We start from the raw sequence: 20,307 nt of genomic DNA on the forward strand, positions 1-20,307 counted from the left end.
TATTCGGCCATATATCGTCGAGAGTTTGAATTACCTCAGAACCTTGGGGTTATTCAGACTCTCCCTAGTGTTGAAATTGAGGATAAAAATAGAGTTCTTTTCTTTTCCTCATCTAACTGTGCTGAAACTTTTGTTACTAGTTCTTCCGCTTCAAGCGCCTTTTTTTTCTCGTGCTCTTTTGCTTTGCGTTCTTCTTCCGCTTTTGCCCTTGCTTCTTCCTTGGCTCTACGTTCCTCGTCTGCTTGTTTTCTAGCAGCTTCTTCAGATCGACGTAGCTCATCAAAACGCTTTTCAGCGGCTTCGATATTTTTAAGGAAAGTTTTGTCTTTTGATTTTTCCGCGATTGCTTTAAGGCTTCCGAGGGATTCTTCGAATTTTGACGATCTTTCGCTAAGGATGCCTATAAGTTTTTGGCTGTAATAAAGTAGTTCAATTTCTTCATTATCTATTAATTTGGCTAAAGCAGAAGCAACCCTAGCCTTCGCAGGATCAGTCAATAAACGTGAAATATTTTCAGAAAGTCGATCCTCTTTATCAACGAATGTTACAGGAATAACGTATCGTTCCAGACGTTTCAGGCATAGATTTCGAAAACAAGATTGCAACTCATCCACAGCAGGGCTGTCTATAAGTCCGGTATTTCGACTAGATGCCTCCATAAAATGCTCATCAGAGCCGTAAACATCTAGCCTACCTATGACATCACGAGTGCCAAGGAATCTGGCATATCCTTGCTGCTTTCTTCGGTCCATCTTGAACCAATCATCTCCTTCTTCCCCTATGGGGAATACTCGAAAGTTATTGCGAAATAAAAAAACAGATCCAAACTGAACTGAAGGAACCCCCATACGACGAGCAAAAGTCATTTTTGCTGAAGTGTTTAGAAAAAATAGAAGGCAGTGGAAATTCGAATCTTGTAGTAAAGGGTAGGTATTTGGCTCTCTAATTTTATAAACTACCTCGCCTCGGTCTGTTAGGGAGCTTTCTATTTGATTCGTGGTAGGGTCAATTTTTACCTCAATAAATGTCGTTTTTTCTTGAAGGGTAGTGAATATGAAATTCCCAACCTCTCCATTTGCTAAGTCATTGGGGGGTAAAACTAATTCTTTCTCATCCGCACGCTTTTGCGCATCTTTGTCTGCCTGTTCCTCAGCAGGAGCATGAATGACTATCTTGAAGCCATCAGCGTCAGATCCGAAGGGGTTAATTAGCTTCGATAAAGCGGATTTTATACGACAAATCTTTTCTCTATTCCAGACTTGTCTTGTGTGCTTTATAGTTATTACTGTTCCAGAATTAAGCCTTGGCAACTGGTCTGGAATATCGAAACCTTTTGGATTGGAGATGTAGGTAACATTTACTTTATCAAATCGCTTTTGATGGTTTTTGTCAAAAAGAGACCAGTCTATTGTTAGGTTATGTACAGGGTCTTGGAGCTCTGATTGATGACGTGTCTGTAATATTATGATTTTACCTAATCTGTCGGACGAAAAACGACCTATTCCCTTACTTCCAGCGTAGTATTTTCGGTTCGCTATCTCTTCTCTGTAATTCTCAGAGTTCCCTTCTTTCTTTGATGAATATGCTACAAAGAGCCATTTTTTCTTGATGTCGTCATAGGTCATGCCTGTGCCATTATCTGCAATGATAATCTCATCATTTCCGAAAAAAATATCAACTTGGGGGGCTCTAGCGTCGAATGAGTTTTTTACTAGCTCGAAGATTGCAACTTCATCATCTGTGATAAGTTCGCTTCCAAGTACGGTTTTTAGCCCGCTGCTGACATCAAAATGCAGAGGGGTTGGCGTGGTCATGAATCGTCACTCCTTGATAATAATAAGACTATATTTTAGGCCTTGAGATGATAACCTAAAAAGCTAAAGCAATAGGTTGAGCTGTGCTTGATATATATCAGGGTTTACTGCCTCGTGCCACCTTAGTTCTTTAAGTGAATGTTGGAAAACTGGCCGGGGGAGAGTGTCCCGAAAAAGGAAGGGGGTCATAACTATGCTTGCGGAGGATGATTTCTCAGTAGTGAAAATGCTTGAGTTGCTATTGGTCTTAATGAAGGCGGTACCTCTATAGACTCGTGATCTGTTTTGATAAGCAGATCATTACCTGACGTGTACAGACGCCAAGTTGATAGGTCTATGCTGTTTAAAGGAAAGCCAAATGCTTTGGCAATTATGCTATGGAGGACATGAATTGGCGTATTTTCAACTCCTCGTTTTTCTACCTCAGCAAGCAGATTTTTCAGCTCTTTGATAGTACGAGGTTGTTTCTGGCCACTACTAGTAGATTTCAGCTCTGATTTAGAGGGCATTGATACATCCCAGGATTTTATTTTTCGGCAGTAGGTGACGAATTTGTGTAGGGACGCACGTGAGCTGGAGTGTTTTTGAAGAAAACTCTTTAACAGCGTTTTCTTCCAGGGCTGGAGTGAGTCTAATGAGCCGTATTGGCAGAATTTTTCTGCAGCTCGTAAGTAGAGACGAATTGTCCTTGGCTGAATCTTGCTGTTCTTCAGCCACTCCGAATACTGTTTGAGAAGGGCTCCCCAGGGTTCCCGAGCATTAGATGCTAGCTTATTTCTTATAATGTCTTTTTCGCTTTGATCATGCTTAATCTGGTCTGGTATTTCTATTGAGAGTTTATTGAGCAGAAACTGGCTGGATAGCAGGTATTTTCTGAGTTCTGCTACAGTGAAAGCTTTAAGTAACTCTTCATAGTTAATGGTATCAGTCGATGGAAAGCTCGCATCGAGCCTTTCGAAGAAGGTCTCGTGAATTATGAGTTTCCGGCGCAAGTTGGGATGGTTGCCCTGAGTTTCCAGCAGCCACTCTGAAAACTGGCTCAGTAGTTCTCTGGACCACTTGTGATTCAAGGTATTCTCATGAAGTGCTACCTCTTTTCTGAGTCTTCTTGCGTTGAGGCATACCAGGCATCGTGACCGACCAGTTCCTGATACGAGAATGCCACAATCAGGACAATTGTGTTGTGGGTTTGACACTGAGGAACAGTCCATACAAACTGGCTTATTTTCTGGAGTGTAAGTACCAACCTTTCTGTACTTTCGACAAATGATGCAGGTTTGGTGCGTAAACTTGTTTCTGCAGGAATCACAGATCTTCTCATTAATACCAAATTGCGGATGCCTTGAAAGTCTAGGCGTCAATTTGTTGCATAGGTGACAGTGTTCAGGTTTCTTAAAATAGGGTGTACAGGCAGGACATACTGCGGCGCCATTATTGGTCAACATCCCAGCCTTAGGTACAGGACGCTCACACCTAATACAAGTCCTTTTGGCAATTTTACACTTTCTGCAAATGGGCTCTTCATTTGAGTTCCTGTGGACTCGGTAGTTATTTCCGCACGTTGCGCAGTTTGTGGAGACGAAAACCCGTGCGTAGCAGGAGGCGCAGTAGTCGAACCCTTTGTAGACACGATGGGCTTTTTGTATGCTTCTGCCGCACTCGTCGCAATACCTGCCATATTTTGCATCAGTGCCCATATTTACCTGCCAGCTCCATTAGGATTGATGCTCTCTGGCTTCGCCATCCAGGAGGCTTTCTGCGTTGAAGAGATCTGAGTTCCTCCAAAGGGGACCTCGATCTTTTTATTCTTGTTCTGTGTTTACGTGAATAAATCGGAAGTCTTTTTATTTCTATGTCTATCCAGTTAGGAATAGATGAGTGATTCGAAAAAGGTTTTTGATCTAAACAGACTTGACGGGATAAATCTCTGAAAGATTGAGGCCATCCTTCTAATAGTGAGTCCATGAAAAGCAAGACTGTCATTCGCTCTGAAGTGTCAGAGAGCTCAATAGCGCCTACACCAGCGTCGTCTAATTGGCTGTATTTCGAGCAGCGTTTTTGTCTTAGGGCGCTAAGTAATATATGGGCTCCAGCAAGCACGTCCCTGCCAGGAATCTCTTGTCGTCCAATGTTTACTGGCAATCCATGCAGAGCTTTGAACAATTTATTTTGGAAATTGATCAGGCTATGCATTTGAGAGGTTTTACCAAGAAGAGATCCAGGTGCCCTATCCAATCTGAAATTACAATTATGGCAATTCAGTGTATGCATGTGATTTCGATGAGGAATGACTGGGGCTCGGCATTCTGGGCACCGATCTAGCAGGCCTAGTTGATGGGATTGGCATATTGTGACAAAGGATAGCCGCCAACTTTTTAGGAAGCCTGGTGATTCCTGGAGGCATTTAGGGCAGTATTGTAACCCAAAGCGCTTTCGATCACGGTGATACACGCCAATAGCGTTGATCCAGGGAGCAAATCCTTGGATCGGGCTGTGCGCACTTCCTGTCAGGCATGTCGTTAGCTCATACTTTCTGAGCGTCATCTTCTCTACTGATTTGCAAGAAAGCGCCGAGAAATCAGAAATCCTTTGAATAAGTGATTTTGGTGCGGAGCGGTCTATGTCTCTATTCCAAATAGCCGTTTTAGTGCCAAAATGGTGCGAGCAAAAGCTATATGCAGTAGTACCATATTGGTGTGAGGTGCGCACCAAGAAAGAACTTAAGAGTTCGTTATCGATTTTATGAGGAAGGAAAGGCCAAGTCGGCATAGTCAAACTCTGCGAGCGACTTCTTCCCAATCACCGGGGCGAACCCAGTCAAGGTTATCCAAGAGTTTCGATGTAATCTTCTCTTGGCCTGTTTCAATGGCCTGAACGGCTGCAGCTTTTAAAAGCTTGACAGTACCTCCGATTGTATCCCCCATCATCCCATATAATTTGGGTGCTATTTCGCGTGAGGCTAAATTAGAAGGTTCGGCTAAAGGTAGTAACCTTTCATAACTGGCTAAGAATCTGAGGTACTCATGATTCAATTGCCATCGATCCAAGGCAGCGGGTTCAAAGCGAGACTTCATTTGAGGGTCAGAGTTCAACGCATTGATAGCTGTTTGAGTTCCAGCAGCAACAATTGATATTTTGAGGTCGTTGCTAAGCCCTTTTATTGCCGCAAGTAGATCTCCTGCAATTTTGCCAGCGTTGGTCAAATTGTTGAATTCGTCTATAGCCAGCACTCTCACTTCGGCGTATTGGAGAGTAGACTTTACTTCCCGCTTTTTGATTGGTGCTGGGTCTCTTTCTCTGTGTGATATGCCTAGGTTCCACAGAATAGTTGACCAGAACTCAGATTCGTCCGGAGTTTCTGGCATTTCTATACGTAAAATAGGGGCTATGGGCGTTCCACTTGGTGTGATTTGTATCGGGTGCCAGTGACAGAAACGTTCCAAGATTGAGCTCTTACCATTCCCGCTTCTGCCGACGATCAGCACATTGGGCATCCGAAGGCTTTTGGGATGAGTCAGCAGTCGATTTAGCTGATTCAGTATTTGTGTTGCTCGTGTATACCCAATCCAACGGTCTGTTTTGCAGAAGGTCGCTCGTTCATTAACAGGCAGATCAAGCATTTCAATGACATCTGGGCTAAGGTGAGAAAATTTGCTCATCGGGTTAACAATACCTCGTCAAATGGCCTGACTGGTGTGGAAAACAGGTCGTCTTCAACTGAATTAGGGGCCATGGAGGGGGAACTTTTTGGCTCCGACTTGGATGGCAGCGTTTTGGGAGTAGGTTTTGGTTTTCGCGTAGCCTGTCTTCTAGCTGCCTTGGTTTTCTTTTGTGCCTCTTCTACATGGGCTCTCATACGCTCCAGTGCATCAAAAATCAAGTTCTCATCAATATCTTTTCGGCCTTCATTCTTAAGCCTTGTAAGGACTTCATTCAACTCCCAAACACTCATTGCCGGGAAGCCAATATTTCGGTACGGGATGGCAATATAACGGTTATCAGCGGGGTCAAAAAAATATACTTTGCTGATGTCTCTCGGATCGCGCCGAATTAGGAATTTGCGCTTTGCTTTAGGATTTTCTGGATCTGTAGAGTTAATGTAGGGATCGAGAGAAGACTCATAATAAGTAATGTTGTCTATTTGAATGCCGTATTGCTGTACTGTTCTCTCAAAGAAGGGCATGAAGTCCAAGCGAATACGTAAGGGGTCTTCTGGAATTGGGAAGAGGCCTGTACCAAGTGTGTGTTCATCTCCCAAGACACCAAGCTCCCACTTTTTCCTTGGTGACATACCCAGTTGGTGGTGTAGGCGTTGATGATAAACATTTACTGTGAAATCGATAAGATATTTCTCTAACTCTGCCAAGGTTAGAGTGGCTTCTGATTCGGAGTTGTAACCCCGGCGCTGTTTGGGGTTAGAGAAAGTCGTGCCAGGTAATTTGCGAATTTCATTTGCCATCGTGCCCATTAGGCGCTCTACATGTCCGCCGAAATGGGGCAACTGCACTGGCCTCCATTGAAGGTCTATTGCGTAGTTCTCACAAGCCAATTGGAGAACCTTACCTCGGAATTCTTTTGCGTTGTCTGCATGGATGACATCTGGTTTTCCCCAAACGGGCCACTCGCCAGCGACACCTAGATCTGCTAGGTATTCTCGTTTGGGACACATCGCGTTTGCCATGCACATGCCCACTGATGCCGCACTTGGCCTTTCAAATGTCAGGTATAGCCCAACAACCATTCGGCTAAAAACATCTATAGCGAGAGTCAGCCATGGCCTTCCAATGGGTTGCCGATGAACTTCATCAACAAGAATGAGATCCGCTTCGGTGTGGTCGATTTGCACGATCGCCAAAGGATGATCTGCTCCAGGAAACTCTCCTTGGATAGGCGCATAGCGATTTCGGGCGATATCCTTGAAGCCCCTTCGCCTGAGTTTATGTGCAGGATTTATCAAAGAAATTCTAGATCTGACAGTATTCGGGTGAGGAGGGGATATTTTTGCCAGACGACACCTTCTTAATACCTCTTCGGCGACATCTGTAGGGTTATGCCGCTGTTTGGTTAAATATAAATCTTCAATGGCTGACTCGATGACCTTCTCTTGCTCTGTTGTTAATAAGAAAGTTCCTTTCTTTCGGCCTCGCTTACTCGGTACTAATGCCGAAACGTGGCCGGCATCCTGATAGAGCTTTAGCCATCGATACAATGTAGCTGCATGGATTTTGTGTTCTTGAGCGAGCCTTTCTACGTCGTCTCTTGATCTAATTGGGTTTGCCAGAAGAGGTTTGATTGCACGGAATCGGTCTTGCGCTTCTTCCCATTCTTCCTTGCTTAGCTGCCATAGCTCCCTTTCACTGGGCTGTGAAGTGTGCTCATTTGCTTCTGGGTCAATCGGGGTGACAGTTTCTATTCTGAGTCGTTGGGTCTCCTGGGTTTCCAGATTAACGGCAAGAATGCTGTCCAACGAAAGAAGGTGTGTTACTTGATATCTACTATCCCCAAAACTTACTAGCTGCCCTGGTTCTATCTTGAAAAAGTTTCTGGATATGCCGCTCATAACTTTACTCTGCTAACCATATAGAGGATTTCATCGTGAGAGTGTTATGCAATGAAGCAAGGATTTCTCGCTCCGCAATCATTTTCCATAGGACAGGCAGAGCCTCCATTCGGCTGTCGTCTCTCCAATATGCCGCAGCTAATAGTGCTTGTGGGGTCGTCTTGCCCAAGGCTCTTAATGTATTCATTAGCTGTTGCTTGATGAGAGGATTCTCCGCCCGGTGCTGGTATTTGCGAAGAAACTTGGCGTTTTGAAGTAGTGGGGTTCTGATTTCCAATTCGGTCATGATCTTAAACCTCCATCCATGCGATTTGCAGTGCTTCACAGCTGCTTTAAAGCGAGGTCTAAGTTGATGCCAATCAGAGTGTAGTTCACTCCTGTGTTTGACTTCGTAGACGATGATCCTAGGTGAATCGCTGTTACATTGAAGCTCGGCTAAAACATCAGGAGTGTAACTCCGCATAGTCCCATTGAATTGGTATTCAAGAGTAAACGGTTGAACCTTAATTCCTAAAACGTTGGGACTAAAGTTCAAGCATATTAGCCAGTCCCTTTCTAGTGAGGATTCAAACTCAACAGCTCCTCCCTGTGAGAGGCTAACCTTGCCTGTAAGGCTGCGGCGATTGGTTCCAATCCTTCGAGCTGGTGCCCCACTAGCTAGTCGCGCCATTAGTTATATTCCTCAATCCAATCGCATAAATAGTTGTACTTTGGTCGCATAATATTATGTGAATACTCGCTCAGAAACCCCTAAATGTAAACAGAACTGTCGCATAGTTAGATGGAATTCACAGTGGCTCTAATCCCAGGCCGGGAGAAATCTCTCTTGCTCATCATGGTGTACTGTTTTTGGACGAACTTCCCGAGTTTGACCGAAAAGTGCTGGAAGTCCTCCGTGAACCGATGGAATCGGGCGAGATTGTCATCTCGCGGGCCGCTCAACAAACCACTTTCCCGGCCAGCTTTCAGCTTGTAGCGGCCATGAATCCATGTCCATGTGGATATGCGGGGCATCCACAGATCGCCTGCCAATGTACTGAACAGCAGGTGCAGAGATATCGGCAGAAAATATCTGGTCCGTTGCTGGACAGGTTCGATCTTCATATCGAAGTACCTGCCATTGGACTGCGGGAGCTTCAGATGCAAGGTGCTACGGATACCACTGAACAGGTTCGCACACGAGTCGAGCAGGCCAGAGGGGCTGCGGTGGAGCGTAGTGGTGCTGCCAATCAGTATTTGTCTGGAGGTGCACTTGAACAATTCTGTGCTTTGGAAGAAGCCGACAGGCTGATGCTGGAGCAGGCGCTGCAGAAACTGGGAATGTCCGCGAGAGCATATCACCGGGTACTGCGTGTTGCCCGTACTATTGCTGACTTGTCAGGGGTTGAGAAGATTAGCTCCGCCCATTTGCTGGAATCTTTGAGTTTTCGAGCCCTGGACCGACGACGTATGACTCAAGTGATAGGTAGCGGCGTAACAAGTAATTGAAAGTATTAAAAAAAGGAGTCCGAAACCGGACTCCTAAATGGGGTTTAGGAAGACAACTTCGATCGCTTCAGATCGAATTTGACGTGCCGACCTATGCCTATTGCTTAAGAGCAGATAAAGCGTATGCCGACACTTGTATTGTATAAAAAATAGACAAATCGATCTAGGAAACAGTTCCACATGGCCGTAAATTTTCTGTAAAACATTGTGGAATGTGGATGCCTTTCTGCGGCTTTTCTGTTTAGGTCCTATCAAAGAATCAGGTGCCTGTATTAATGGAACTGTTGTTGATCCAGCTTTCCAGCTCAGTATCTGTCGCACTTTTCAGTCGCTTGAACCCGCTTTTAATATATTGCTTGGTTTGAAAGACCAACTGACTGTTGTTGTTAAAGAACGTGTCCGCCGCAAGGCTGCCGCCCGAGGCTTTCGGCAACATGTTGTCCTGTATGTTCTGTTCGATTTTCTCCCAGGTATTTATCAAGTCGTACCAGGAGTGAGTGGTTGGGAGCAATGTATCCAGATCATGCATGGCACTGAGATGCTGTGTTGAGCGGGTAAAGTAACGGCTAAGAAACCCCAGCCGGTCAGCAAAAGCTTTTTCCTGAAGACTGGATGCCAGGCAATGTGTGCCTATCCCTCGAACCTGGGCTGCTGTTTCCATAAGCTCGGGGAGCTCATTCAGCGTAAGCTTGGCAATTGGCTGGTGGGCTTCATCAAGGTGGCTGAATAGTGGCCCGTTCAGGAAATCCTTGAAGATTTTAAGCAATTGCTGAATCAAGTGGGTGTGGAGTTCAAAATTATGAAATGCGCTGTCCTGGCGCCAATGATAATTGACTGTAAACCATTCTGCACAAAGGCTTTCCCAAACCTCATCCGTGATCAGATCTTTACGAAGTTGTTGTACTTCCTGTAAGTCTTCGAGCACATAAGGTTTTATGGCGGCCAGGCGCATTTCAAAAAACTCATCTCCCGCCAAAATTGCCAGTGTAGCCCCCCGGTGCTGCTGGACGTGACTGATTAACTCCAGTAGCTGCAAAGAAAGGTTGAGGCAACGCTGCCGCTCCTGATGGCGTTCATAAGCTTGTCTGATTTTTGATAGAGCCATAGTGGTGTTCTTTTTTATCGATATGTAATCAAACCCTTGAGTACTAATGCTGAATTAGCAAATTAAAGGCCAGAAAGAAGAGTTAAGAGGTATTGTTACGTTCTTAATCCCGGATGTGCTCTAAACGCTCAGGAATTGGGCGTTCGCGCGCTAAAGAGATTGGGAGTACTGATATTTATCTTCGGGAGTTGTGCGTTCTTTGTGCTAATGACAAGCGCGTCAGCGATATTTTGCACAATGCTGGTGCAACCCGGGCAAATGACAAGCTAATTGCCCGTCATTTATATGTACCAGAAAAGGGCAGGTTGTCAGTCATCCTTTAAAATATGATCGTGAATGAAGGGTGAGGACCTAAAAACTGCTTGTTTTTTGTTCTAAGGTTTTTATCATAGCTCCCCCTGAAAAAATGTCCCCACACCACCTGAAGATCAGTTGAAGTTATATGGAAGAAAGTAAGCCTTTACGCAGTATCCGTAGTTTTGTCATTCGAGGCGGTCGTATGACGGCTTCCCAGCAAAAGGCGTTCGATAATCTGTGGCCCACTCGAGGGCTGACAGCTGAGAATGGATTGATTGACCCTGTCTCTCTATTTGGTAGAGAAGCGCCTCTGGTGTTGGAAATTGGCTTCGGAATGGGACAATCCCTGGCAGAAATGGCTGAGCAAGCGCCGGATATGAACTTTATCGGTGTTGAGGTCCACAAGCCGGGAATCGGTGCGTTGATGCGTGAAATCGAGATCAGATCTCTGCAAAATCTGCGCGTTTACTGGGAAGATGCCAATCGGGTGATCGATGATTGCCTGCCAGAGGGCTGCCTGGATCGTGTGCAGTTGTTTTTCCCGGATCCCTGGCACAAAAAGCGCCATAACAAGAGACGCATTGTCCAGCCTGAATTTGTACAGAGGATTCGCAATAAGCTGAAGGTCGGCGGCATATTTCATATGGCAACGGACTGGCAGCCTTATGCCGAACATATGATGGAAGTCATGGAAGCGGCAGAGGGCTACCGCAACCATGTTGGACCTGAAGAGTATTCACCCAGACCTGATTATCGTCCGGTGACCAAGTTTGAAAAACGTGGTGAGCGACTCGGGCATGGCGTGTGGGATCTTCTCTACCGTCGCGAAGTTTAAGCGGGTAGATCCTTTGAGGGAGGATCGTCGTTATTGGCTTCGTTGGAGGCTTCAGGCGCGTCGTGGGGAACACTGAGTATCCTGGCAATATGGCGCCTTGATATTTCTCCTTCCAGTTCCCCTCTTTCATTGACCACAGGCAGAGGGAATTCGGACTCCAGAGTGTCCGGTATTACTTCTTCAATGATGGCATTGGGAGACAGGACATGCCCAGCATTCACCACGGATGTATCGATGGCGCGATCTCCCTGCTGTTCCAGGGCCTGTTCAAGGCTTTTACGGGAAACGGCACCCTGATACCCCTGCTCATTGACGTAAAATCCATACTCACTTTTTGATTGCTTCATCTGTCGGATGGCTTCAGAGATAAGTTCTGAGGCAATACGGCACGATGGTGGTTTCATGACGGTATCAACCGTCAGAGCCCGGGCCCTGTTGACATCGCGTACAAAGGCCTCAACATAGTCATCGGCTGGTTCAAGCAATATATCTTTTGGTTCACCTACCTGTACAAGCTCTCCATCCCTGAGAATCGCAATCCTGTCACCTAAACGGAGGGCTTCATCCAAGTCATGGGTGATGAATATGATCGTTTTGTGCAGCTTTTCCTGAAGTGAAATCAACTGGTCCTGCATTTCGCTTCGGATCAGTGGGTCCAGTGCGGAAAATGCTTCATCCATCAGCAGGATATCGGCATCGGTACACAAGGCCCTGGCCAGTCCTACCCGTTGTTGTTGTCCGCCTGACAACTGGCTTGGATATTGATCTCCATACTCCCCCAGGCCGACGGTAGTCAGCCATTCCTGAGCTTTGGCGTTCCGAGTCTTTTTGTTGATGCCCTGGGTTTTCAGTCCGAAAGCGACGTTATCCAGAACGGTATAGTGAGGAAGCAAACCAAAATGTTGGAAAACCATGGACATTTTCTGGCGGCGGAAGTCCCTGAGCTCCGGGATTCCCAATTGCATAATATCGGTCCCCTCAACCTTGATCTGGCCCTCGGTGGGATCAATCAATCGGTTGAAGTGGCGGATCAAAGTTGATTTTCCCGAGCCGGAGAGGCCCATGATGACAAAGATTTCCCCACGGCGAATTTGCAGGTTGATATCTTTTAACCCAAGGGTGTGCCCAGTCTGTTTGAGAATGGTATCTTTGGGGACTCCCTCACGCACCATCGGCATGATTTTCTCGGGAGTCTTGCCGAACACCTTGTACAGTCCGGCGATTTCTATAATTGTATTTTCTGTCATGGTGTCTGTTATCTGCCTCAGCCTGTCATCTAAATGCCCGTTGTGGAGTTTTCGGGCCGCTACTGCCTTGATCCAATATGCTGTTGAGAGCGTTTGGCATAAGCCTGGGATACCCGGTCAAATACAATAGCCAGAGCGACAATGGCCAGACCATTAAAAAGGCCAAGGGTGAAGTATTGATTGGTGATCGACTTAAGAACCGGTTGGCCCAGACCTTTGACACCGATCATTGATGCAATTACCACCATCGCAAGTGCCATCATGATGGTTTGGTTTACGCCGGCCATAATGTTGGGCATTGCCAGGGGAAGCTGAATATTGAAGAGTCTCTGTGTGGGGGTGACACCGTAGGCGTCAGCGGCCTCAAGGACTTCTTTATCAACGAGTCTGATACCGAGGTTGGTCAAGCGGATTACGGGTGGTATGGCGTAAATCACCACGGCGATCAGGCCGGGAATTTTCCCGATTCCCAGTAACATTACGACCGGTATGAGGTAGACGAACGCCGGCATGGTCTGCATGACATCCAGAATTGGAGTCACTATCGTTTGGACTCGATCTGATCTGGCCATCGCGATTCCTGTCGGAATTCCGAGGGCTATCGCCAGCAGAGTGCAGACGGTAATGATGCTCAGTGTCTGCATGGTGTTTTCCCACATGCCGAAATAACCGATGAGTATGAAGGAGATCACAACTCCAATCGTCAGCCTCCAGGAACGGGCGGCAAAGTGGGATATGCCGGCGAGTATCAGAATGACGAGCCACCAGGGAGTGGCGAGTAGAAGTTTTTCAAACCAGACAAGAAATGCCAGTATGGGATCAAACCAGGATTCGATTGTTTCGCCATAAGCACGGGAAAATCCGCGATAGGCCTCATCAAGGGTCTGGCGAATACTCAGGAGGGTTTCACGATCGAGTTGTGGAACGTCAGTCAGCCAGGATTTTTCAGCCATATGGTACTCCGGTAAATGGGGGGCTGGGAGGTCAGCCCCCTGACTGGGAAGGTCTAAAGATCAAAGGTTCGCAATGGCCTCCTTGATACTTGTCGCTGCTTCCGCGCTAACCCATTGGCTCCATGTGTTTTCATGGTTCTTGATAAAATACTCAGCGGCATAGGACCCGTCTGCCTGATTCTGTTCCATCCAGGCGAGGAATTCATTCATTTTTTCATTGGTGAAGGAACGTTTGGTGAGGTATTCATAAGCCTGTGGTGCCTCGGAAGCGAAGTTTTCGGTGGTGACCGTGTGCACTGGGCTGGGGGGATACATGGTGACTTTAGGGTCGACGCAACCTTCTTTGGACGTACAGGAAATGTACTCTTCAGGGTCTGCACCGGTGCCGAAATCCACTTTTACCATTTTGTATTTGCCCAAAACAGCAGTCGGCGCCCAATAATAGCCGAACCAGGGTTCTTTGTTTTCGTAGGCTTTGGCGATAGCACCGGCCAGTGCGGCACCTGAACCTGGATCAACCAGTTCAAATCCGGCGTCTGATAGGTTGAGGGCTCGAAACAGGTTTCCGGAAGTGATCTGGCAGTTCCAGCCAGCCGGGCAACCCATGAACATGGATTTATCAGGATCTTCCGGGTGTTTGAAAATGTCGGCTTTGGCAATGACGCCCTCAATTTTGGCGAGACTTGGATCTTCTTCCACCATGTACTGGGGAACCCAGAAACCTTCCTCTCCACCATCGGACAAGGACTTGCCGGCGTAGCGCAGACGTTTTTCCTCAACACCGCGATCAATGGCGTCTTTCAGAGAGTTGCTCCACATTTCCGGAGCAATATCCGGCTCACCCTTTTCTATCATTGAGGTGCCGGTCGGCATCGTATCTCCCGGCATTAGTTCAGCATCACAGCCATAACCTTGAGAGAGGATGAATTTATCCAGATGAGCCATAAAGGTGGCACTGTTCCAGTTCATATCAGCAATAGTGACACGTCCACAAGAGGATGAATCGGCAACCTGTTCCTTGGCAGCAGTCGTGGTATTGGTTTCCTGAGCAGGTTGTTCAGCTTCCTGTCCACAGGCGGTCAGCAGAACCAGACTGGCAGAGAGGCAAAAATGTTGTACTTTCACGGAACGCTATCCTTTTGTGATTTATTAAAATGAAGGAGCTTATTTATTAGAACTATAAATAATACTTAATCCGTCTGCAAAAGATGAAGAAATTGTATTAATTGAGTTAGAAGAGAAAAAAAAGGAGGAGGAGGGGGTAAATCTGAAGCAGGTGCTTCTTCTTCAAACTAACTCGGCATCAGGCCCAAGGTTTAAATGCAGCGTTCAGTATTAAAGCGTTACCGAATATCAGTTTGTTCCCCCAGACTCGATGGCGAGATGAGACTGGGGGACCGGAGAACGCCTGTAACGTTCAATACAAAAGGAAGACTCTCTTTTTCTGAGAGGCTTTAGGCATCAGCTTGCCCATTTTTTGATGCGATCACCAATTTGTTGCAGTTTGTCTTCTCCTACCTCTTTGACTTCTTTGAGAGTGTTTCGAGCCTCATCAATGCGGGCCTGCAATTGATGAACTTTGTTTCTCACGTCTTCCTTAACTTCGGCTTCGGCCTGATCACTTTTAGCCTCGGCAAGTTTTTCCTCTGCCTTGGCTTTTTCAGCATCCACGTGCTTTTCCAAGGCTTGGATTTGTGCTTCGATTTTTTCAGTGATTGATTCGCGTAAGGCCATATTGATCTCCTCTTTACCAGGTTTAGTGAATGTCGGGTGGAAATTATTCATTTCGATCGACATCAGTACGTCTGATTAAGATATTGCAGTCCCCATGCCAAGTGATGGAAAACCTTAAAAGTTCTTTAATATCAGCGAGGTAATATTATTTAGAATGAGCTGCCTGAATGGGAAAGGGAAGAAGTAATTACAATGGTTTGTAGAATCTACAGGACTGGTAATTTGATGCTGCTGGTATTTGAGAAGTGGAGAGAACACCTCCCTGAGGAGGTGTCTGTTTTACTACTTAAGAGCTCTTTGCGGTGTCCGGGGAACACTTTGTATACGTTCCCAGACTTTAAAAACACCCTGGGACAGGAAAAATGCCCAACCGCTGAATAAAAGTAGAAACTTCAAACTGGCGAAGTAATAAGCTGCTGCAGTCAATTGCGGATAGACGAAGCCAGCAAGAATCCCACTCAGTGCGAGATTTTCCACCAGGTCACAGAACCCCGCGATCATAAAGCCCACAGCAAATAGCTGACGGAGATCGCTTTTGGATTTAAGGGTCAATAATGTGAAAAGTGTGGAGTAAGCCAGAATAAAGGGGAAATCGACTACCAGGCTCCAGATAGCCAGATATTGGCCGTCTTGGTTCCATGATTCAAGAATCAGGTTGGCTTGCTCTACATGCTTGGCCAGCTCAAAGCTGATGATGCCGAGCGGAGAGGCTGGGGAAATAAGAGATTGATCAATCCAGAAAAGTATCGCGCCAAGGATGGCGGTTAGAGATGCGGCAATCCAAAGTCGTCGCGAGGGTGTCGGGTCCGGGTCGTCCATTGTCTCACTGTCGGTTATTAAACAAGTGAGTATTTAATACTCAATGCGGGGGGCTTGGCAAGTACTGAATGCAACCTGGGTGAATTACATGAATTGTTGCAGGACCTCGTTAAGATAAAGGTAGCCCTGTTCTGAACACTGCAGCCTGCTTGTTGATAGAAGGCCTTTGTTGCGTAGATCCTGCAAAGTTGGCGCAATGTTATTCTGTGGAAGGCCGGTGCGTCGGGAGAAAAGCTCTGATTCGACTCCCTGTTTCAACCTTAAGGCGTTCATCAAAAATTCGAACGGAAGATCCTCCGCTGCAATGGATTCCTCTCCGGCGCGGTAATGGTCGATTCGATTCAGGTAGTGCTGGGGCAGGCGAGTTTTCCAGTAGCGTTGAATTCGCCCTTCTTCCGGGATGGTTGCTTTACCGTGAGCACCGGCGCCGATCGCAATATAGTCACCAAACTGCCAGTAATTAAGATTATGCTGGGCTTGCCTGTCCGGTTTTGCAAAAGCTGAAACTTCATACTGCTCGAATCCAGCTTTGCTTAAAGTTTCAATTCCCTTCTGGTGCATATTCCAGAGGTCATCGTCCTCAGGTAAGCGGGGAGGGTGGCGATAGAACTCAGTATTGGGTTCAATGGTGAGCTGATACCAGGAAAGATGTTCCGGGGCCAAGGCCTGAGCAGTTTGGATGTCGTGCAGGGCTTCCTCTGTGGTTTGGTCCGGCAGACCAAACATCAAATCCAGATTAATGTTATCGAAACCAGCCTCCCTGGCTACCGCAATGGCGTGGCTTGCCTCTGTGCTGGTATGAATTCGGCCCAGTGTTTCCAGATGACGGGGCTGGAAGCTTTGAATGCCGATAGAGAGGCGGTTGATGCCGGCTTGTCTTAATCCTTTAAATTTATCTGAATCGACAGTGCCGGGGTTGGCCTCCAATGTGATCTCAATGTTGTCTTCGAAGCCGATGGTGTTTGCAACGTGTTGCAGAATGCTTCCAATCGTTTCCGGCTGCAGCAGGCTGGGGGTGCCTCCACCAAAGAATATGGAAGTCAGCCTGCGGAGCGTATTAGTTTGAGATAGGCGTTCAACTTCCTGGTCCAGGTCTCGAAGCAGAGCTTTAAGATAGTCTTGTTCTGGAATCCCCTCGCGGGCCTGATGAGAATTGAAGTCACAATAGGGGCACTTGCGGACGCACCATGGTATGTGAACATAAAGGGAGAGAGGAGGAAGCTCTATCATACTAAAGCCGCTGTCAGCCGTGGCGTTCCTGCAATGTTTGCAGGAGTTCCGAGACTGCACGCCCTCGGTGGCTCAACGTATTTTTACGTTCGGGGGTAAGTTCTGCCGATGAGCATTGCTCCTGCTCTACCCAGAAAAGTGGGTCGTAGCCAAAGCCTTTGGTGCCGGTAGGCTTGGTTAGAATCGTACCGTACCAGTGCCCCTGGCAGATAATCGGATCCGGGTCCTCAGCGTGTTGCATCCAAACCAGGGTGCAATGAAAGTGTGCTGTTCTCTGTGCTGCCGGTAGATCTTCCAGAGCTTGCAACAGTTTATTGTTGTTCTCCTGGTCTGTGGCATCCTGTCCTGCATAGCGTGCGGAGTATATTCCGGGCGCCCCTTGCAGGGCATCGACCACCAGTCCTGAATCATCTGCCAGCGCGGGAAGTCCTGTCGTGCGGCTCGCGTGGCGTGCCTTTATCAGCGCGTTTTCGACAAAACTCAAACCGTCTTCAGGGACGGATTCCACTCCCATGGAACCCTGGGAGATGACTTCCCACTGGAAGGGTTTCAGAAGCCGGTTGAATTCGTTGATTTTGCCTGAGTTATTGCTGGCCAGTACAATCTTGGACATATTTCTGCCTGCGGGATAGGTGGTATTGAGATCGGTTTACTCGGGGTAAAGTGATTGGCTGAAACGCAGAGAGAAAGGACCTTGCTCCGGGTCTGCCTGAACTTCCAGTTCAAACACCATATTCTCTCCTTCACTGTACCAGAACTGCGCTATCTGGTAGACGGCAGAACCTTCACTGACTCGTGAAAACTCCAGCTCACGCTGTTGTTGTACCAAATTGCGAACATGCCCTCTGATAAAAGCAGATATTGCTCGGGTGGTGCCGTCCGGCTGTTTTTTAAGGACCGAGATATTCAGAAAGCCAGTGCTTTTGCTTCTTACCAGGTTATATTGTTTGGCGATCGCCGGATCCAGAACGGTCGTCGGAAGTGCTATGTAATGAACTTCATAATCGCCGAAAACCTGCTTTTGCTCTGCATTTGCAGCGGTTGTCAGGAAGAGCAGAGTGACAAGGGCTAAAATGTTTGTGAGACGTTTCATCTTATATATACCGGCCAGCAGTTTTATCGGGTGACATGGTAAATGGCAATCTGGCCCAGAAAGTTCGGCCAGACCTTGTTGAACCACCGCTGACGATGCTCATTGTCTACTACGGTACGGTTCAGTATATGGATGTTTTTCTGGTAGCAGAGTGCCTCAAAGTCCTTGAAAGTACATAAATGGATGTTCGGAGTGTTATACCATGTGTACGGAAGTGTTCTGGAAACCGGCATGCGGCCTTTCTGCATCAGATATAGCCTTAATCGCCAATATCCAAAGTTCGGGAACGTAATAATGCATTCTTTCCCAATACGCAGCATTTCTTCCAGCATGATATCCGGATGACGAACTGCCTGTAGGGCTTGGGTCATCACCACCACGTCAAAACTTTTGTCTTTAAAGTTGGACAGGTCTTTGACATCAAGATCCTGTTCAATGACGTTGACACCTTTCTTCAGGCATTGGGTGATATTGGCGCTGTCGATTTCCAGGCCATAGCCCTGAACCTGTTTATGCTCAGACAAATAGGCCAGCAAAGTGCCGTCACCGCAGCCCAGGTCGAGGACGTGGTTTTGCGGGCGTATCCATTCGCGGATAATCTCAAGATCAGCTCGCACCTTTGGTTTCCTCCGCAATCCGGTTCATGTAGGCGCTGAACACGTCCATATAGCGTGGGGTGGGAATCAGGAAGGCATCATGTCCGTGAGGGGCATCAATTTCCATATAGCTGACCTGCTTCTTCGCTTCCAGAAGCGCATTTACCAATTCTTCAGAGCGTTCTGGGGAAAAGCGCCAGTCGGTGGTAAATGACGCGACGAAGAAGCGGCATTTTGCGCCTTTCAGTGCAGCGGCGAGATTGCCGCCATGTTTTCTGGCCGGGTCAAAATAGTCCAGTACCCTTGTCATTAGCAGGTAAGTATTGGCATCAAAGTTCTTGGAAAACCTTTCTCCCTGGTAGTGGAGGTAGCTTTCAATCTCAAATTCTACATCGAGCAATCCAAAGTTGAATGCCTGATTACGCAAATCTCTGCCGAACTTTTCACCCATGGATGCATCAGATAGATAAGTAATGTGGCCGACCATGCGGGCCAACATCAGTCCTTTGCTTGGATAAGTGTTGTGTTCGTAATAACGACCGTCGTGGAAGTTCGGGTCTGATGTGATCGCCTTTCTGGCCACTTCGTTGAAGGCAATGTTCTGAGTGGTCAGTTTGGGAGTGGAAGCGATAATCAGTGCATTCCTGATGCGGTCAGGGAATTGAATTGACCACTGTAGTGCCTGCATGCCTCCCAGGCTGCCTCCAATGACGGCGGCCCAGCACTCTATACCGAGGGAATCGGCCAGCCTGGCCTGGCTAGCCACCCAATCACTGACGGTGACCACTGGGAAATCCGGACCATAGGGTTTTCCAGTGGCAGGATTGGTCGTATTGGGGCCAGTGGAACCATTGCAGCCGCCGAGGTTATTTAACGACACTACATAAAAGCGATTGGTGTCTATCGGCTTTCCCGGACCTATACAGCTGTCCCACCAGCCGGGTTTGCGGTCTTCCATACTGTGGTAGCCCGCGACATGGTGGTTGCCGCTTAACGCGTGACATATGAGGACAGCATTGGAGCGATCTGCATTCAGTTCCCCATAGGTCTCATAGATCAACTGGTAACTGTCCAATTGCTTACCGCACTCTAGGTGCAGCGGTTCGTCAAACACCGCCATCTCCGGTGTGACGATACCAACCGAATCCGGTGGAATGGTCTCAGGCATGAGTGTTCGGGAGTCCTGTTAAAAAAGCGTGTGTGAACCGCGCAGTCTATAAACCCCTTGGAAATTGCGCAAGAAATAATGTTGTCTCGCCAAAGCAGTGATTTGTGGGGGGGGCTTTTTCTGATGTTGTAAATAAAACGAAAGCCATGATCTTACGATCTCGTAAAAATGGACGATTATTGCGTAATGGAATCTTACTATTACGTAATATTTACTAAATATCACGTAAGTCATCGCAGCCTTTCCTTCCTACCATGGTGGTGTTTCAGCGTGTCCCTCTAAAGTCGAGATGATTTCTCGGCAGTGTCGAGAAGGGAATTTCCGGAGATCCGGGGCGCTTATACACATGAAAACAACAATAGGAAAAC

General features: G+C 47.2%; 19 protein-coding genes and 1 pseudogene. 2 read left to right on the forward strand and 18 right to left on the reverse strand.

The window, feature by feature from the left end; all coding sequences use genetic code 11:
- Nucleotides 1–53 precede the first annotated feature (53 nt).
- The 7 genes and pseudogenes from F566_RS0105585 to F566_RS38155 form a co-directional block, all read right to left on the reverse strand.
- Nucleotides 54–1,814, reverse strand: coding sequence for an ATP-binding protein (locus F566_RS0105585; protein ID WP_020405997.1), 1,761 nt, complete (start codon nt 1,812–1,814; stop codon nt 54–56).
- Nucleotides 1,815–2,005: 191 nt separating this feature from the next.
- Nucleotides 2,006–2,884 carry a hypothetical protein gene (locus F566_RS0105590; protein WP_020405998.1) on the reverse strand — a complete coding sequence of 293 codons (879 nt, stop codon included), beginning with the start codon at nt 2,882–2,884 and terminating at the stop codon, nt 2,006–2,008.
- Between the two features lie 616 nt (nt 2,885–3,500).
- The gene (locus F566_RS38150) at nt 3,501–4,583 is read right to left on the reverse strand and encodes a TniQ family protein (RefSeq protein ID WP_083921014.1); all 1,083 of its coding nucleotides are present in this window, start codon (nt 4,581–4,583) and stop codon (nt 3,501–3,503) included.
- A 2-nt stretch (nt 4,584–4,585) separates the two neighbouring features.
- A complete protein-coding gene (locus F566_RS0105610; protein ID WP_020406002.1) occupies nt 4,586–5,473 on the reverse strand; it encodes a TniB family NTP-binding protein in 888 nt (295 codons plus the stop codon).
- Nucleotides 5,470–7,374, reverse strand: coding sequence for a Mu transposase C-terminal domain-containing protein (locus F566_RS0105615; RefSeq protein ID WP_020406003.1), 1,905 nt, complete (start codon nt 7,372–7,374; stop codon nt 5,470–5,472). The genes F566_RS0105610 and F566_RS0105615 overlap by 4 nt, the downstream gene beginning before the upstream one ends.
- 4 nt (nt 7,375–7,378) lie before the next feature.
- The gene (locus tag F566_RS37595; RefSeq protein WP_245555157.1) at nt 7,379–7,660 is read right to left on the reverse strand and encodes a TnsA endonuclease C-terminal domain-containing protein; all 282 of its coding nucleotides are present in this window, start codon (nt 7,658–7,660) and stop codon (nt 7,379–7,381) included.
- A 3-nt stretch (nt 7,661–7,663) separates the two neighbouring features.
- Nucleotides 7,664–8,044: pseudogene (locus F566_RS38155) on the reverse strand (Tn7 transposase TnsA N-terminal domain-containing protein); the annotation flags it as partial.
- Between the two features lie 116 nt (nt 8,045–8,160).
- Here F566_RS38155 and F566_RS34775 point away from each other — a divergent pair.
- Entirely contained in the window at nt 8,161–8,862 is a 702-nt protein-coding gene (locus tag F566_RS34775) for an ATP-binding protein (protein WP_085942873.1), read from the forward strand.
- 259 nt (nt 8,863–9,121) lie between these two features.
- Here F566_RS34775 and F566_RS0105630 read toward each other — a convergent pair whose 3' ends face one another.
- A complete protein-coding gene (locus F566_RS0105630) occupies nt 9,122–9,967 on the reverse strand; it encodes a hypothetical protein (RefSeq protein ID WP_020406006.1) in 846 nt (281 codons plus the stop codon).
- A 442-nt stretch (nt 9,968–10,409) separates the two neighbouring features.
- Between F566_RS0105630 and trmB the strand changes: the two genes are divergently transcribed.
- Nucleotides 10,410–11,099: a tRNA (guanosine(46)-N7)-methyltransferase TrmB gene (trmB, locus tag F566_RS0105635; protein WP_020406007.1), complete on the forward strand. Its 690-nt coding sequence runs from the start codon at nt 10,410–10,412 to the stop codon at nt 11,097–11,099.
- On the opposite strand, the gene F566_RS0105640 is transcribed toward trmB, so the two are convergent.
- The 10 genes from F566_RS0105640 to metX form a co-directional block, all read right to left on the reverse strand.
- On the reverse strand, nt 11,096–12,346 hold the full coding sequence (locus tag F566_RS0105640; RefSeq protein ID WP_020406008.1) for a quaternary amine ABC transporter ATP-binding protein: 1,251 nt from the start codon (nt 12,344–12,346) through the stop codon (nt 11,096–11,098). The genes trmB and F566_RS0105640 overlap by 4 nt on opposite strands.
- Before the next feature lie 59 nt (nt 12,347–12,405).
- Nucleotides 12,406–13,299, reverse strand: a complete 894-nt coding sequence (locus F566_RS0105645) for an ABC transporter permease (protein WP_020406009.1) — start codon at nt 13,297–13,299, stop codon at nt 12,406–12,408.
- A 60-nt stretch (nt 13,300–13,359) separates the two neighbouring features.
- The gene (locus tag F566_RS0105650) at nt 13,360–14,424 is read right to left on the reverse strand and encodes an ABC transporter substrate-binding protein (RefSeq protein ID WP_020406010.1); all 1,065 of its coding nucleotides are present in this window, start codon (nt 14,422–14,424) and stop codon (nt 13,360–13,362) included.
- 336 nt (nt 14,425–14,760) lie between these two features.
- Complete coding sequence (locus tag F566_RS0105655; protein ID WP_020406011.1) at nt 14,761–15,096, reverse strand: hypothetical protein; 336 nt, start codon at nt 15,094–15,096, stop codon at nt 14,761–14,763.
- Between the two features lie 219 nt (nt 15,097–15,315).
- Nucleotides 15,316–15,852 carry a hypothetical protein gene (locus F566_RS0105660; protein WP_020406012.1) on the reverse strand — a complete coding sequence of 179 codons (537 nt, stop codon included), beginning with the start codon at nt 15,850–15,852 and terminating at the stop codon, nt 15,316–15,318.
- Nucleotides 15,853–15,936: 84 nt separating this feature from the next.
- On the reverse strand, nt 15,937–17,082 hold the full coding sequence (gene hemW, locus F566_RS0105665) for a radical SAM family heme chaperone HemW (RefSeq protein WP_020406013.1): 1,146 nt from the start codon (nt 17,080–17,082) through the stop codon (nt 15,937–15,939).
- A gap of 13 nt (nt 17,083–17,095) precedes the next feature.
- Nucleotides 17,096–17,695: an RdgB/HAM1 family non-canonical purine NTP pyrophosphatase gene (gene rdgB, locus F566_RS0105670; protein ID WP_020406014.1), complete on the reverse strand. Its 600-nt coding sequence runs from the start codon at nt 17,693–17,695 to the stop codon at nt 17,096–17,098.
- Between the two features lie 36 nt (nt 17,696–17,731).
- Nucleotides 17,732–18,175: a DUF4426 domain-containing protein gene (locus F566_RS0105675; protein WP_020406015.1), complete on the reverse strand. Its 444-nt coding sequence runs from the start codon at nt 18,173–18,175 to the stop codon at nt 17,732–17,734.
- A gap of 23 nt (nt 18,176–18,198) precedes the next feature.
- Complete coding sequence (gene metW, locus F566_RS0105680; RefSeq protein ID WP_020406016.1) at nt 18,199–18,792, reverse strand: methionine biosynthesis protein MetW; 594 nt, start codon at nt 18,790–18,792, stop codon at nt 18,199–18,201.
- Entirely contained in the window at nt 18,782–19,939 is a 1,158-nt protein-coding gene (gene metX, locus F566_RS0105685; RefSeq protein ID WP_020406017.1) for a homoserine O-succinyltransferase MetX, read from the reverse strand. Before metX ends, metW begins: the two co-directional genes overlap by 11 nt.
- Nucleotides 19,940–20,307 lie beyond the last annotated feature (368 nt).

It is taken from the genome of Hahella ganghwensis DSM 17046, assembly GCF_000376785.1.
GTDB classification, from domain to species: domain Bacteria; phylum Pseudomonadota; class Gammaproteobacteria; order Pseudomonadales; family Oleiphilaceae; genus Hahella; species Hahella ganghwensis.

Coding starts and splice junctions, on each gene's coding strand:
- F566_RS37595 (WP_245555157.1), bottom strand. CDS start 7,660: ATGACCGAATTGGAAATCAGAACCCCACTACTTCAAAACGCCAAGTTT.
- rdgB (WP_020406014.1), bottom strand. CDS start 17,695: ATGTCCAAGATTGTACTGGCCAGCAATAACTCAGGCAAAATCAACGAA.
- F566_RS0105610 (WP_020406002.1), bottom strand. CDS start 5,473: ATGAGCAAATTTTCTCACCTTAGCCCAGATGTCATTGAAATGCTTGAT.
- metX (WP_020406017.1), bottom strand. CDS start 19,939: ATGCCTGAGACCATTCCACCGGATTCGGTTGGTATCGTCACACCGGAG.
- F566_RS0105640 (WP_020406008.1), bottom strand. CDS start 12,346: ATGACAGAAAATACAATTATAGAAATCGCCGGACTGTACAAGGTGTTC.
- F566_RS0105660 (WP_020406012.1), bottom strand. CDS start 15,852: ATGGACGACCCGGACCCGACACCCTCGCGACGACTTTGGATTGCCGCA.
- hemW (WP_020406013.1), bottom strand. CDS start 17,082: ATGATAGAGCTTCCTCCTCTCTCCCTTTATGTTCACATACCATGGTGC.
- F566_RS0105585 (WP_020405997.1), bottom strand. CDS start 1,814: ATGACCACGCCAACCCCTCTGCATTTTGATGTCAGCAGCGGGCTAAAA.
- F566_RS0105655 (WP_020406011.1), bottom strand. CDS start 15,096: ATGTCGATCGAAATGAATAATTTCCACCCGACATTCACTAAACCTGGT.
- F566_RS38150 (WP_083921014.1), bottom strand. CDS start 4,583: ATGCCGACTTGGCCTTTCCTTCCTCATAAAATCGATAACGAACTCTTA.
- trmB (WP_020406007.1), top strand. CDS start 10,410: ATGGAAGAAAGTAAGCCTTTACGCAGTATCCGTAGTTTTGTCATTCGA.
- F566_RS0105630 (WP_020406006.1), bottom strand. CDS start 9,967: ATGGCTCTATCAAAAATCAGACAAGCTTATGAACGCCATCAGGAGCGG.
- F566_RS0105615 (WP_020406003.1), bottom strand. CDS start 7,374: ATGAGCGGCATATCCAGAAACTTTTTCAAGATAGAACCAGGGCAGCTA.
- F566_RS0105675 (WP_020406015.1), bottom strand. CDS start 18,175: ATGAAACGTCTCACAAACATTTTAGCCCTTGTCACTCTGCTCTTCCTG.
- F566_RS0105645 (WP_020406009.1), bottom strand. CDS start 13,299: ATGGCTGAAAAATCCTGGCTGACTGACGTTCCACAACTCGATCGTGAA.